Origin of the sequence: Halomonas sp. B23F22_3 (assembly GCF_043496965.1) — a bacterium.
In the GTDB taxonomy this organism is placed as follows: domain Bacteria; phylum Pseudomonadota; class Gammaproteobacteria; order Pseudomonadales; family Halomonadaceae; genus Halomonas.
This window is the reverse complement of the sequence record NZ_JBIEKG010000002.1, coordinates 238,232-250,621: the sequence shown is the minus strand read 5'-3', so window position 1 is coordinate 250,621 and position 12,390 is coordinate 238,232. Positions and strand designations below refer to the sequence as shown.

Annotated in this window: 11 protein-coding genes; 1 reads left to right on the top strand and 10 read right to left on the bottom strand. The window is 68.7% G+C overall.

Going from position 1 to position 12,390, the window contains the following annotated elements:
* Nucleotides 1–56 precede the first annotated feature (56 nt).
* Together ACGTNG_RS04805 and ACGTNG_RS04800 are read right to left on the bottom strand one after the other, a co-directional pair.
* Nucleotides 57–482 carry a DUF3617 domain-containing protein gene (locus ACGTNG_RS04805; protein WP_394575800.1) on the bottom strand — a complete coding sequence of 142 codons (426 nt, stop codon included), beginning with the start codon at nucleotides 480–482 and terminating at the stop codon, nucleotides 57–59.
* A gap of 165 nt (nucleotides 483–647) precedes the next feature.
* Nucleotides 648–1,865 carry an MFS transporter gene (locus ACGTNG_RS04800; RefSeq protein WP_394575798.1) on the bottom strand — a complete coding sequence of 406 codons (1,218 nt, stop codon included), beginning with the start codon at nucleotides 1,863–1,865 and terminating at the stop codon, nucleotides 648–650.
* Nucleotides 1,866–2,039: 174 nt separating this feature from the next.
* Here ACGTNG_RS04800 and ACGTNG_RS04795 point away from each other — a divergent pair, with 174 nt between their 5' ends.
* Nucleotides 2,040–4,088: a diguanylate cyclase domain-containing protein gene (locus tag ACGTNG_RS04795; RefSeq protein ID WP_394575797.1), complete on the top strand. Its 2,049-nt coding sequence runs from the start codon at nucleotides 2,040–2,042 to the stop codon at nucleotides 4,086–4,088.
* Nucleotides 4,089–4,220: 132 nt separating this feature from the next.
* Here the strand turns inward: ACGTNG_RS04795 and acuI are convergent, their stop codons facing one another.
* The 8 genes from acuI to ACGTNG_RS04755 all read right to left on the bottom strand — a co-directional run bounded on the left by acuI (nucleotide 4,221) and on the right by ACGTNG_RS04755 (nucleotide 12,380).
* On the bottom strand, nucleotides 4,221–5,204 hold the full coding sequence (gene acuI / locus ACGTNG_RS04790; RefSeq protein ID WP_394575796.1) for an acrylyl-CoA reductase (NADPH): 984 nt from the start codon (nucleotides 5,202–5,204) through the stop codon (nucleotides 4,221–4,223).
* Between the two features lie 65 nt (nucleotides 5,205–5,269).
* Complete coding sequence (gene acuR / locus ACGTNG_RS04785; RefSeq protein ID WP_394575795.1) at nucleotides 5,270–5,902, bottom strand: acrylate utilization transcriptional regulator AcuR; 633 nt, start codon at nucleotides 5,900–5,902, stop codon at nucleotides 5,270–5,272.
* 348 nt (nucleotides 5,903–6,250) lie between these two features.
* Entirely contained in the window at nucleotides 6,251–7,285 is a 1,035-nt protein-coding gene (locus ACGTNG_RS04780; RefSeq protein ID WP_394575793.1) for a YeiH family protein, read from the bottom strand.
* A gap of 157 nt (nucleotides 7,286–7,442) precedes the next feature.
* On the bottom strand, nucleotides 7,443–8,192 hold the full coding sequence (gene cuyB / locus ACGTNG_RS04775) for a cysteate racemase (RefSeq protein ID WP_394575792.1): 750 nt from the start codon (nucleotides 8,190–8,192) through the stop codon (nucleotides 7,443–7,445).
* A gap of 21 nt (nucleotides 8,193–8,213) precedes the next feature.
* Nucleotides 8,214–9,494 (bottom strand): TRAP transporter large permease, encoded by a 1,281-nt coding sequence (locus tag ACGTNG_RS04770; protein WP_394575790.1) that lies wholly within the window; start codon nucleotides 9,492–9,494, stop codon nucleotides 8,214–8,216.
* Nucleotides 9,495–9,499: 5 nt separating this feature from the next.
* Nucleotides 9,500–10,054 carry a TRAP transporter small permease gene (locus tag ACGTNG_RS04765; protein WP_394575789.1) on the bottom strand — a complete coding sequence of 185 codons (555 nt, stop codon included), beginning with the start codon at nucleotides 10,052–10,054 and terminating at the stop codon, nucleotides 9,500–9,502.
* Between the two features lie 76 nt (nucleotides 10,055–10,130).
* The gene (locus ACGTNG_RS04760; protein WP_394575787.1) at nucleotides 10,131–11,114 is read right to left on the bottom strand and encodes a TRAP transporter substrate-binding protein; all 984 of its coding nucleotides are present in this window, start codon (nucleotides 11,112–11,114) and stop codon (nucleotides 10,131–10,133) included.
* 57 nt (nucleotides 11,115–11,171) lie between these two features.
* Nucleotides 11,172–12,380, bottom strand: a complete 1,209-nt coding sequence (locus ACGTNG_RS04755; protein ID WP_394575786.1) for a DegT/DnrJ/EryC1/StrS family aminotransferase — start codon at nucleotides 12,378–12,380, stop codon at nucleotides 11,172–11,174.
* Nucleotides 12,381–12,390: the final 10 nt, after the last annotated feature.

The window sequence follows — 12,390 nt, the reverse complement described above, 5'->3', positions numbered from 1 at the left end:
TGGCGTCAGGGAATCGGCGCCGAGGGCCGGGAGACGGCGAACGGCGCCCGTGCGGCTCAGCAGTCGCCGAGGCGCTGGCCCTCCACGACGGTGGTCATCTTGAGCTCGCCCGCGGCGGAGTCGACCAGGATGTCGACGTTGCCCTCGACCCGCTCGCCGAGGAAATCCATGCGGCCAATGATGCTGGCCTCGCCGCCCTCGGCCCGGCAGACCATGCGGTAGTCCATGCCGTCGACCGTGACCTCGTGCTCGAGCAGCTCGCAGCCCTCCTCCTCCTCGATGAAGCTGAACGACTCGTCCTCGAGGTCGCCCTGGGCGATGCACTCCTGGTAGCTCTCGGTCTGATCGGGGATCGGCAGGTCCCCACCGACGGCGGTGGTGCTGGTGAACTCCCACTGGCCCGGGACGATATTGGGGGCCTCGGCGACGGCCGCGAGCGGCACGGCCAGCAGCAGGCTGGCAAGAAGGGGTCGAAACGGCATGGGGACTCTCCCTGGGAATGAATGATCTGCCAGGCCTTCGGCATCTCCATCAGCATATCCCAATCGGCTCCGCCTCCCAATCGGGCGCGATATGCCCCGGGGCGACGACCACCGGGCGCACCCGGCGCCGGTTTCTTGCCTACTTATCGCCGACGTCTCACCGATCTATCGCCGCTCGCCACCCAGTGGTGACGGGCGGACACGCGCCTCGCTGAGCCCCAGCCAGGCGGTGAGTGCAGCCACCAGCACGATCGGGCCCAGCATCGCCAGGTTGAGCCCGGTCCAGCCGAGCTGTCGCAGCAGGCTCCCCGACAGCAGCGAGCCCGCCGCCACCAGCGAGAAGATGACCAGATCGTTGATGCCCTGCACCTTGCCGCGCTCGGCCTCCCCATGGGTGCCGGCGAGCAGGGTGCTGCCGCCGATGAACAGGAAGTTCCAGCCAACGCCGAGCAGCAGCAGCGCCGCCCAGAACTGGGCGAGTCCGGTGCCGGTGGCCGCCAGCAGGCTCGAGGCGGCCAGGGTCGCGGTGCCGACCAGAAGGATACGCGTGACCCCGAAGCGGGCGATCAGCCCCCCAGTGAAGAAGGAGGGCAGGAACATGCCGAGCACGTGCCACTGCATGACGAAGGCCACCTGCCCCATCTCGAAGCCCAGGGCGCGCATGGCAAGCGGCGTGGCGGTCATCACCAGCCCCATGATGGCGTAGCCCGTGGCCGCGGCGACCAGCGCGACCCGAAAGCGCGGCTGGGCGCCGATCTCGGCCATCGGCCGGGCGAACTCGCCGGGCGCGGGCTCGCCACTGGCCGGCACGCGCAGGCCGCCGAGGATCAGCATCGCCAGCAGGGCCAGGCCGGCGATCATCAGGTAGGGCCCGCCATCCGGCACCGCGGCGATCCAGTCATTGGTCAGGCTGGCATTCCAGGGCCCGAGGAAGGCCGCCACCACCCCGCCGGCCAGCACCAGGGAGATGGCGCGGCTGCGAAAGGCCGGGCGCGTCACGTCGACCGCGGCGAAACGGTAGTACATGGCGAAGCCCTGGTAGCTGCCCAGCAGCAGGTTGCCCAGGCAGAACAGCCAGAAGTGTTCGAGGGCGATGGCGGCGAAGGCCGCCAGCCCGCCGAGCACGCCGCCAAACAGCGCCCCGACCATGAAACCGCGCCGGCGCCCCACCCGCTTCATGTAGAGCGAGGCCGGCAGGGTCGCGAGCAGGGTCCCGATCATCATCATGGCCACGGGCAGCGTCGCGAGCCCCGCCGCGGGCGTGAGGCGGTGGCCCACCACCCCGCTCAGGGTCATCACGGTGATGGTGGCGACCATGTAGAGCGTCTGGCCGGCGACCAGGATGGCAACATTGCGTTTCTCCAGGCGGCTGGCGGCCCTCATGGCGACTCCTCGACGATGATCGATGCCCCGGCCAGCCCGGCCGATGCTCGCGAGTTCTGGGCCGAGCATCGGGTCACTGGTGGATGGCCTCTGGTATATTAGCAAAAAAAGACCACGGCCTAGGCGTCCGAGACGCCCTCCCATCGGCCCGTCCCCCCTGCACGAGGATCCTCCATGATGCCATTCCCTGGCCGAGGCATGGGCCAGAAGATCGCCTCACGTCGCGCACTCCTGCTGCGCACCCTGGCCATCGCCGGCCTCTGCGCGCTGCTGTTCACCCTGATCGTCAAGCTCGTCCTGCTGCGCACCTCCGCCCAGGACATCAGCACCCTGAAGACGAGGGAACAGGCCCGGGTGGAGACGGCGGCCGGCATGCTCGAGTATCGCCTGGAGATCCTCGAGATGGTCACCCTCTTCCTCTCCCGGGCTCCCGCCGTGAAGCAGGCGGCCCAGGCGGCCCAGGCGTCCTGGGAGGCAGGGAGCCTGCCGCGTGTCGAGGCGCTGTTTCTCGCCCTCATGGACTCCCGCGACAGCTACGCCCAGGTGCGCCTGCTGGATGAGCAGGGGCGCGAGCGGGTCAGGGTCGAGCGAGCCGGAACGACGGCCGTGCCGGCCGCGACCCTCCAGGACAAATCCGGTCGCTACTACGTGCAGGACATCGCCGAGCTCGCCGCCGGCGAGGTGTATCTCTCGCCGCTGGACCTGAACATCGAGAACTTCCTCATCGAGGTTCCCTATCGCCCCATGCTGCGCGCCGGCACGCCGCTGTTCGACCGCCATGGCGAGCGCCGCGGGAGCCTGGTGATCAACTTCGACGCCACCACCCTGCTCGACCGGCTCCGCCAGATCCTCGGCGGCACGACCCGGCCGATGCTGCTCAACTGGCAGGGGGACTGGCTGGTGGGCCCCGCGGAGCAGGAGTGGGGCTTCATGTTCGGCACGCCCGGGGCCTTTGCCCGGCGCCATCCCGATGCCTGGCAGACGATGAGGGAGCAGGGCTCGGGCCACGTATCGACCGACGAGGGCCTGCTGACCTACAGCACCGTCACCCCGCTGTCGCCGGGCCATCTCTCGGCGACCGGCTCGGCGCTGGCCTTCGGCCGCAGTCAGCAGAGGCTCACGCACGACGCCTACGTCTGGCGGGTCGGCGCCCTGGTGCCTGGCGACGCCCTACCCAGCGCCGCGCTGCTTGCAAGCCCCGTGCGACGCCTGGTCTACCTGCTCGGCCTGGCCGTGACGCTGCTGGTCTCGGGCGCCACCACCTGGCTCTTCGCGATGCGCCGCGAGGCCCAGCGCCAGGCCCGTCAGGAGGCGTATCGCCACCGCCAGATCACCGACCACCTCGCCGAGGGCCTGCTGGTGGTCGATCGCCAGGGGGAGATCGAGGAGGCCAACCCGGAGGCCGAGCGGCTGCTCGTCTGGCGTCGCGAGGCGCTGCTCGGCGAGCACGCGCGACGCGTCATGCCCAGCCTCTGGGAGCAGTGTGACCGGTTTCAGGGCATCACCGCATCGGGCGAGCCCTACCGCAGCGACCAGGTGAGCTTCGTGCGCCGGGATGGCGCTCACTTGCCGGTCGACGTGAGCGCCGCCCCGCTGCGCCATCAGGGCGACGTCAGCGCGATCATCGTGGCCTTCAGCGACATCACCGAACGCCTCCAGCAGGAGCGCGCCATTCGCCACTTGGCCTATCACGACACCCTGACGGGCCTGCCGAACCGCCGGCTGCTGCTCGAGCGCCTCGAACTCGCCATGGCGGCCTGCCGGCGACACCGGCGCTCGATGGCCTTGATCTTCCTCGACCTCGACCACTTCAAGGCGATCAACGACACCCATGGCCACGAGGCCGGCGATGCGCTGCTCAAGGAGGTGGCGAAACGGCTCCTGCAGGTGACCCGCGAGACGGACGTCGTCAGCCGACAGGGCGGCGACGAGTTCGTGATCCTGCTCGGCGAGCTCCACGCCCCCGAGGACGCGGCGCGGGTGGCCCAGCTGCTGCTGGCCCGCCTGGGCGATCCGCTGACGATCGGCGACGCCACCCTGCCCATCGGCGCCAGCATCGGGGCGGCGCTCTACCCCGAGGATGGCGACAGCGCCGACACGCTGATGAAGGCGGCCGACGCGGCCATGTATCGGGCCAAGCAGGCCGGGCGCCATCGCTACTGCGTGAGCGGCGATCGGCCCCGGGAGCTGCCGCGCGACCTCACGCCCCAGGCGGGGCAATGAGCCTCCGGCCGCCCCTGGATGGACGCCCCTTCGACCCGCCGGTCGTGTCCGGCGAGACAACGAAAACAGGGGGCACGCCACTGGCGTGCCCCCTGTCGATCGATTGGCCACCGGCGGCGGCTCGGCCTCGCTTCAGCGGGCCATGTCGACCACCACGCGACCGCGCACCCGGCCGGCCAGCAGCTCGCCCGCCGTGTCGATCGCCTCGTCCAGGCCGATGGTGCGGGTGATCGCATCCAGCTGCTCCGGCGAGAGCAGCTCGCCGAGCCGGCGCCAGGCCTCGACGCGATCGGCATAGGGGCGCATCACGCTGTCGATCCCCGCCAGGGTCACGCCGCGCAGGATGAAGGGCGCGACGCTCGAGGGCAGGTCCATGCCCTGGGCCAGCCCGCAGGCCGCCACGGCGCCGCCGTAGCGGGTCGAGGCCAGCACGTTGGCCAGGGTATGGCTGCCCACCGAGTCGACGGCGCCCGCCCAGCGCTCCTTGGCCAGGGGACGCCCGGGCTCGGAGAACTCGGCGCGATCGATCACCGACTCGGCGCCGAGCCCCTTGAGGTAGTCCGTCTCCTCGAGGCGTCCGGTGGAGGCGACGACCCGGTAGCCGAGCCGGGCGAGCAGCGCGATGGCGTAGCTGCCCACGCCGCCGTTGGCGCCGGTCACCAGCACCTCGCCCTGCTCCGGCGTCACGCCCTGCTGCTCCAGCGCCATCACCGAGAGCATCGCGGTGTAGCCGGCGGTGCCGATGGCCATGGCCTGGCGGGCCGTGAAGGCCGCGGGCTGGGGAATCAGCCAGCGGCTGTCCAGGCGCGCCTTCTCGGAAAGGCCCCCCCAGTGTTTCTCGCCGACGCCCCAGCCGTTGAGCAGCACGGCGTCGCCCGCCTGGTAGGCATCAGCCGTGGAGTGCTCGACCGTGCCTGCCAGGTCGATCCCCGGCACCATCGGGAACTGGCGCACGACCGGCCCCTTGCCGGTGATCGCCAGGGCGTCCTTGTAGTTGAGGGTGCTGCAGTCGACCCGCACCGTGACGTCACCCTCCGGCAGGCGGGCTTCCTCCAGCGTCTCTACCGCGACCCGCTGCCCATCGTCGTTCTTGTCGATCAGAATGGCCTTGAACATCGTGCACCTCGTGTTGTTGAACACTTATAGACCGAGTGTCTATGGAATGGCATAAAGGATCGCCCCTAGCGGGGAAGCCCCTCCATGTACGTGGTGATGAAGACTTCCAGGGGACGCGCACGCCGCTCGAGTCGTGCGCGCATCACGGCCCCCTCCCAGCCGATCCAGAAGGCCTCGGCGAGCCGCTCGCCATCGGCGCTCCTGGCGAGTTCACCGGCCGCCTGCGCCTCCTCGAGGCAGCGCGCCAGGCGCTGCTGCCAGTCGTCGAGTGTCGCCCGCAGCCACTCGCGATACCCCTCCGGCAGGCCGTCGGCCTCCTGCCCCAGGTTGCCGACCAGGCAGCCCCGGCGGAAGTCGTGGCGGGCCATGCCGTCGCGGGCATCGGCGACGAAGGCCTCGATGCGCGCAAGCGGCGAGCGAGCGGCGTCCCGCAGATGGCGATCCAGCTTTCTCGCGAAGTAGGCGCCATAGTGCTCCATCACGGCACGCCCGAAAGCCTCCTTGCTGTCGAAGTAGTAGTAGAACGAGCCCTTGGGGACGCCGACGCGCTTGAGGATGCCGTCGATGCCCGAGGCGGTGAAGCCCTGTTCGGTCAGCACCTCGGTGCCGCTGCGAATCAGGGCCGCCCGGGTATCCGGGTCGTCGCGGGGCACCCTGGGGGGGCGGCCGCGACGGGGTTTGGAGGTCGTGTTGGTCATGCCGTTTAATATAGACCGACTGTCTATAAAATCAAGCCGAGAATCGGCGACACGTCGATTACCCCGTATCTCGCCCGCCTTCCCCTCCCCTCACACACGCCGGCGGCCAGTTGACGAAGGCCGACTGGCCGCTTCTTCTTTCACGCACTCTGCGCGAGAAGCTCGGGGTGACCAGAGTGGCCACTGGTATGGATGAAGCTGTCGGGGACAGGTCGAAAGGGGGTCTACGCCAAGGATGGCGTCGGTAGCGCCCATGGATGGGTTCACAGCGCCCCCTGAAGACCTGTCAACGAATCAGCGCCAGCAACTCCGCTATCTGCGTTAGCCCCGTTGAAATAGCCCGGGCGATCAGGTGCCGAGGCCGCCGATCATCACCACGCCCAGCACCACTACCAGCAGGAAGAGGGTCTCCAGCGCCATCAGGATCACCGGCTTCCAGCCCACCACCGCGAGCTTCTGGAACGAGGTCTTGATACCGAGCGCGGCGATGGCGGTGACCAGGCACCAGCGCGACAGGGTCGACATCCCCTCGTTCACCACCTCGGGAATCAGCCCCAGGCTGTTGACCAGCACCAGCACCACGAAGCCCACCAGGAAGCTCGGCAGCATCGGCACCTTGGTCGTCGCCCCCTCCTCCTGGCGCGAGGCCCGGAACAGCCACATGAAGACCATCACCGCCGGCACCAGCATGGCCACCCGTACCAGCTTGACCAGCGTCGAGATGTCGCCGGTCTGCTCCGAGATCATGTAGCCGGCACCCACCACCTGGGCCACGTCGTGGATGGTGCCGCCGAGGAAGATCCCCGCCTGGGCGTTGGCGAGCTCCAGGGCCCCGGCGATCAGCGGGTAGATCACCATCGCCATGGTCGAGAGCGTGGTGACCCCGACCACGGTGAGGATGGTGTTGCGCTCGTGGGTCTCGTGGCGCGGCATCACCGCCGACAGGGCGAGCGCCGCCGAGGCGCCGCAGATGGCGACGGCGCCGCCGGTCAGGAGCCCGAGATCGCGATCCAGGCCCAGCACCCGGGCCAGCACCGAGCCCATGGCGATGACCAGGGCCACGGCCACCACCACGGTGAGCACGGGGCCGATGCCGAGGTCGCCGACCTGGGCGAGGGTCATGCGCGCCCCCAGCAGGGCCACGCCGAGGCGCAGCACGGTGCGGGCGGCGAACTCGATGCCCTCTCGGCAGCGCCCCTCCTCGCTCAGGAAGTGCAGCGACATGCCGAACAGCAGGGCATAGAGCAGCGTGGGGCCCCCGTAGTGATCGGCGATGAAGGTGGTGGCCAGCGCAATGGTGACGCACACCAGCAGGCCGCGGCCGATGGGGCGGGCCCTGCCGACTCGCTCGGCGAGTGGCATGTCGAAGAGCGTGGTTTTCATGTCGCGGATCTCCTGAAGCCGCCTTGCGGACGCGCGGCGCCGCTCCCCGCCGCAGTGGGCGGGGACGACACGGCCCGGCGAGGCGGGAAAAGGGGGTCCGAGCGTCGCTCGGACCGAATGGTCGGACGGCTGAGGCGTGGCGCCTAAGCCATCAAGGTCAGGGCGTGACGGGCTCGACGCCCTCGGCGGCGGCCACCACCTGCTCGGCCAGCACGCGCACGCTATCCACCACGGGCAGCGAGCCGTCGAGGGCGTCGTCGATGACCGAGAGCTCGGTGCAGGCCAGTACCAGCACGTCCGCCCCGCACGCCTTGAGATGGTCCGCGGCCCGGGCGAAGGCGGCCCGGGTGTCGGGATGACGCCCCAGCCCGCGCTTGACGGCGCGAATCACCTCGAGCACCGCGTCCTCGTCCTCGGGATAGACCAGCGACAGGCCGCGCGCCTCGACGAAGCCCTCGTATAGGCCGATCTTGCGCAGCGCCGGCGAGCAGAGCATGCCGACCCGCGCCCCGGGCACGCGCCGGGCGACGGTATCCAGGGTCCGCTCGACGATGTGCCAGACCGGGATGTCGACGGCGTCCTGGGCGTCCTGCCAGTAGTAGTGGGCGGTGTTGCACGGCATCACCAGGAAGGCGGCGCCGGCCCGCTCGAGGCGCCGGGCCATCGCGGCGATCGCCGGCCCCGGGTTCTCGCCGTCGCCGTCGATCAGCGCCTTGATCCGCGACGGCACCTTGGGGTTGTTGTCCACCAGCAGATGGACGTGGTCGATGTCGTCCTCGGCGGGCGTGGCGTCGATGACCCGCTGCATGAAGGTCACGGTGGCATCGGGCCCCATGCCCCCCAGCACGCCGACCATGGTGTGCGGGTCGCGGGAGGAAGCCTGGTGGTCGCGGTCGTCAATCGTCATCGTTTGCCTATTCATGGGTGATCAGAAGCCCAGCACCGTGGGCAGCCACAGGGTGATCTGGGGGAAGAACGCCAGGATGAGGTCGATCACCACCATGGAGCCGACCAGCGGAATGGCGCGGACCGAGATGCGCTCGATGGAGACGTTGGCGATGCTCGAGCTGATGAACATGTTCTCGCCCAGCGGCGGCGTGGAGAAGCCGATGCCGAGGCTCACCACCAGCACGATCCCGAAGTGGATCGGATCGACGCCCAGTTCCACCATCACCGGCAGCAGCACCGGGGTGACGATCATGATGGTGGCGAGGATCTCTATGAACATGCCGACGATCAGCAGGAAGCCGATCACCAGGATCCAGACCAGCCACAGGCTGTCGGTGATCTCGAGGATGCCCTGGGCGATCATCGCCGGGATGTGGTTCTCGACCAGGATGCGACCGAAGGCGGTGGCGGTGAACATGATGATCAGCACCCGCCCGGTCAGCCAGGTGGTGCTCTGGAAGGCCTCGTTGAGCCCGCGCAGCGACGACTCCTTGTGGATGAAGATGCCGACGAACAGGGCATAGAAGATGGAGACCACCGCCGCCTCGGTGGGCGTGAACATCCCGGAGTAGATGCCGCCCAGGATCACCACCGGCGCCATGATCGACCAGAAGCCTTCCTTAAGGACCTTGACGATGCGCTTGACATCATAGCCCGAGCCCTCGGTCTGGTAGCCATTGCGCTTGGCGGTGATGTAGTTGGCCACGATCAGGCCCACGCCGAGCATGATGCCGGGAAACACCCCGGCCATGAACAGCCCCGAGATGGACTCGTTGGCGGTGACGCCGTAGATCACCAGCGGCATGCTGGGGGGGATCACCACCCCGAGCCCCCCGGCGGTGGCGGTGATCGCCGCCGGATAGCTGCGCCCGTAGCCCCGCTCGATCATCGCCGGAATCACCAGCATGCCGACCGCGGCGGTGGTCGCAGGCCCCGAGCCCGAGATCGCGCCGAAGAACATGCAGGCCATCACCGCGGCGGCGCCCAGGCCGCCGGCGGCGGGACCCGCCAGCTCCTCGGCGATATGGATCAGGCGCCGGGCGATGCCGGCGTCGCCCATCAGGGCGCCGGCCAGGATGAACGAGGGCAGCGCCATGAGCGGAAACGAGTTGATGGCGGAGAAGGCCAGCTCGATCAGCGAGCTGATGTCGTCGCCGTTGAGGACGTAGACCGCCATGGAGGCGACCCCGAGGGCCACCACGATGGGCGCACCGAAGAACAGCAGCGCCCCGAACATGGAAAACAGAACCGTTGCGGCCATCAGGCTTACCCCTTGCCGTTGGAGGAGGAGTTTCCGGTGGTGTTGGACTCCCCTTCGGTAATCTTGCTGACTTCCTGCTGCTCCACGTCGCCGGGTTCGATGCCCTTGACCAGCTTCAGGTACTGGACCTGCAGCACGCGAAAGGCCATCAGCACGAAGGCGATGGGGAACACGAAGTAGACGTAGGCCAAGGACCAGCCCAGGGCCGGCGAGTCGTAGGGAAACTCCAGCAGCAGCCCGATCAGATCCAGGCTCTTCCAGGCCAGCACCAGGCAGAAGCCCACCCAGATCAGGTCGACCAGCAGCAGCACGGTGTTGGCGACGCGCTTGGGCAACATCTTGATGTGCGTCTGCAGGCGGTTATGGGCCCCCAGGTGGGCCGCATGGGCCGCCCCCAGGAAGACGAACCAGATGAACGCGTAGCGCGCCAGTTCCTCGATCCACGCCATGCCGATGCCCAGCGTCACGCGCATGACCACCTGCACGAACAGCAGCACGACGAACAACCCGAGCAGGAAGCGGCAGGCGTAATCCTCGATATTGTTGAGCTTGGCTAACACGAAAGCCTCCTTCCCCGGTGGGAGTGCGAGAAGCGCGATGGACCGGGCGACGCGGCGTCGCCCGGCCCGGCCTCACTCAGTGGCCCAATGCCTTCTGCATTTCCTCGAAGGCTTCCTGGCCGCCGATCTCGTCATAGAACTCCGGCCAGACCTGCTCCTTGGCGATGCGCACCCACTCTTCCTCGTCCTCGAGAGTCGAGACCTCGACGCCTTCGGCCTCCATGCCGGCGCGAGCCTTGGAGGCCTCGGTCAGCTGGAACTGCAGCGCGTAGAGCTGGGCCTCGAGCCCCGCCCGGTCGATGATCTCGCGCTCCTCGTCGGAGAGCTTCTCGTAGGTCCGCACGCCCATCACGATCGGCTGGAGGGAGTACTGGTAGTGGATCTCGGTGAGGTAGTCCTGCACCTCGTGGAACTTCATCGTGTAGTTGACGATGTAGGGGTTGTCCTGACCGTCGATCACGCCCTGCTGCAGGCCGGTGAAGACCTCCGGCCAGGACATGCTGATCGGACTGGCGCCCCAGGCCTCGTAGGTGGACAGCATCAGCTCGTTCTGCGGCACCCGCACCTTGAGGCCGTCGATGTCCTCCAGGGTGGTCACGGGGCGCTGGGAGTTGGTCAGGTAGCGGAAGTTGGAATAGAGCCAGCTGACGATGTGCACGCCGGCTTCCTCTTCGGCGATGGCGTTCCAGCGATCCGCCAGCGGGCCGGTGGTCGCCTTGACCGCATCGGCATGGCTGCGGATCGCGTAGGGCATGGTCAGGGCGCCGAGACGCGGCGCGTAGGGGGTCAGGTTGCCCACCCCGACCAGGGCGAAGTCGAGCTTGCCGATGCGGGTGTCCTGGATCATGCCGGTCTCGGAACCGAGCTGGCCGCCGGGGAACAGCTCGACCTGCATCTCGCCGCCGGAGAGCGACTCGACCAGCTCCTCGAAGCGCTGGGCCAGGGCCCCCTGGTCGGACTCCATGGGATCGCCCATGCCGACCTTGAAGGTCTCGGCCTGAGCAGCCTGGGCGGTCAGTGTGGCCAACACGGCGGAAGCCAAGAGAGTTTTCTTGAACATTGTTGTCACTCCATTCTTCATCGGGTGGGTGCTGCTACTGCGTACGCGAGGTACGCACTACCCGCGGGTAGTCTTGTCGGTGGCCTGCGCCAGGGCATCGCCGATCAGCAGGGCGATGTCGTCGCAGTCGTGTTCGTCGAAGGTCAACGGCAGCCTCAGGTCGCACAGCGTGGCCAGGAGGCGATCGGCGTTGGGCAAGGAACGCGTCGCGCCGAGATAGCCCCAGCTGTCGTAGCGGCTGGTGTAGTCCTCGGGCTGGGGCTTGCCGTACCACTTGAGCGGAATGCCGCGCGCCTCGCAGCCGGCGATGAACCGGGCGATCTCATCGTGGGTAAGCGACGGCAGCCGGAACTGGATCGAGCTGCCGACGAACTCCTCCCGCGCGGGCCGCGGAATCGTCTCGACCGGGGCCATCTCGGCCAGGCCCGCCTCGAGGCGGCGATAGAGCACGTTCCAGCGCTCTCGGCGCGAGGGCAGCTCGGCCAGCTGCGGACGCAGGATCGCCGCGCGCAGGTTGTCCATCCGCCCGCTCATGTTGGGTGTCACCAGCCGGGTCTCGTCGAAGGTCTCGGCGGGCGGCGCCGCCAGGTGGCGGTCGTAGAGCATGTAGGAGCCCGACATGATCACCGCGCGGCGCATCACCTCGGGATCGTCGGTGCTCAAAAGGCCCCCCTCGCCGGAGTTGAGGTGCTTGTAGGTCTGGGTGCTGAAGCAGCCCACCTTGCCGAAGGTGCCGCTGGGCCGGCCGTCGTAGCTGGCCCCCATGGTATGGGCGCAGTCCTCGATCAGGGTGATGCCGTGGGCCTCGCAGACCGCCACGATGGCGTCCATGTCGCCGATATGGCCGCGCATGTGCGAGAGCAGGAAGAAACGCGCCCCGCTCTCCTTCGCCGCGGCGGCCAGGTCGTCGGGATCGACGGTGGTGTCCTCACGGATGTCCACCAGCACGGCCTCGCCGCCCGCAGCGTGGATGCTGCCCGGCACCGGCGAGAGCGTGAAGGCGTTGCACAGCACCGCCTCGCCCCGCTCGAGCCCGCAGGCGCGCAGCGCCAGCTGCAGCGCATAGCCCCCGGAGGCGCAGGCCAGCACATAGGGCACGTCCAGGCTCGCGGCGAACTCCTGCTCCAGCAAGGCGGTCTCGCCCTTCTCGCCCTCGACCAGGTTGTAGCGGTGCAGGCGACCGGTGCGCAGGACCGCCACCGCGGCCTCGATCGCTGCCTCGGCGATCGGCTCCTGCTGGGTAAAGGATTTCGAGAAACGGCGCATGGCACCTACC

What these genes read in the sequence shown, in the direction of transcription:
- ACGTNG_RS04805 (WP_394575800.1), bottom strand. Translation starts at nt 482, where the DNA reads ATGCCGTTTCGACCCCTTCTTGCCAGCCTGCTGCTGGCCGTGCCGCTC.
- ACGTNG_RS04800 (WP_394575798.1), bottom strand. Translation starts at nt 1,865, where the DNA reads ATGAGGGCCGCCAGCCGCCTGGAGAAACGCAATGTTGCCATCCTGGTC.
- ACGTNG_RS04795 (WP_394575797.1), top strand. Translation starts at nt 2,040, where the DNA reads ATGATGCCATTCCCTGGCCGAGGCATGGGCCAGAAGATCGCCTCACGT.
- acuI (WP_394575796.1), bottom strand. Translation starts at nt 5,204, where the DNA reads ATGTTCAAGGCCATTCTGATCGACAAGAACGACGATGGGCAGCGGGTC.
- acuR (WP_394575795.1), bottom strand. Translation starts at nt 5,902, where the DNA reads ATGACCAACACGACCTCCAAACCCCGTCGCGGCCGCCCCCCCAGGGTG.
- ACGTNG_RS04780 (WP_394575793.1), bottom strand. Translation starts at nt 7,285, where the DNA reads ATGAAAACCACGCTCTTCGACATGCCACTCGCCGAGCGAGTCGGCAGG.
- cuyB (WP_394575792.1), bottom strand. Translation starts at nt 8,192, where the DNA reads ATGACGATTGACGACCGCGACCACCAGGCTTCCTCCCGCGACCCGCAC.
- ACGTNG_RS04770 (WP_394575790.1), bottom strand. Translation starts at nt 9,494, where the DNA reads ATGGCCGCAACGGTTCTGTTTTCCATGTTCGGGGCGCTGCTGTTCTTC.
- ACGTNG_RS04760 (WP_394575787.1), bottom strand. Translation starts at nt 11,114, where the DNA reads ATGTTCAAGAAAACTCTCTTGGCTTCCGCCGTGTTGGCCACACTGACC.
- ACGTNG_RS04755 (WP_394575786.1), bottom strand. Translation starts at nt 12,380, where the DNA reads ATGCGCCGTTTCTCGAAATCCTTTACCCAGCAGGAGCCGATCGCCGAG.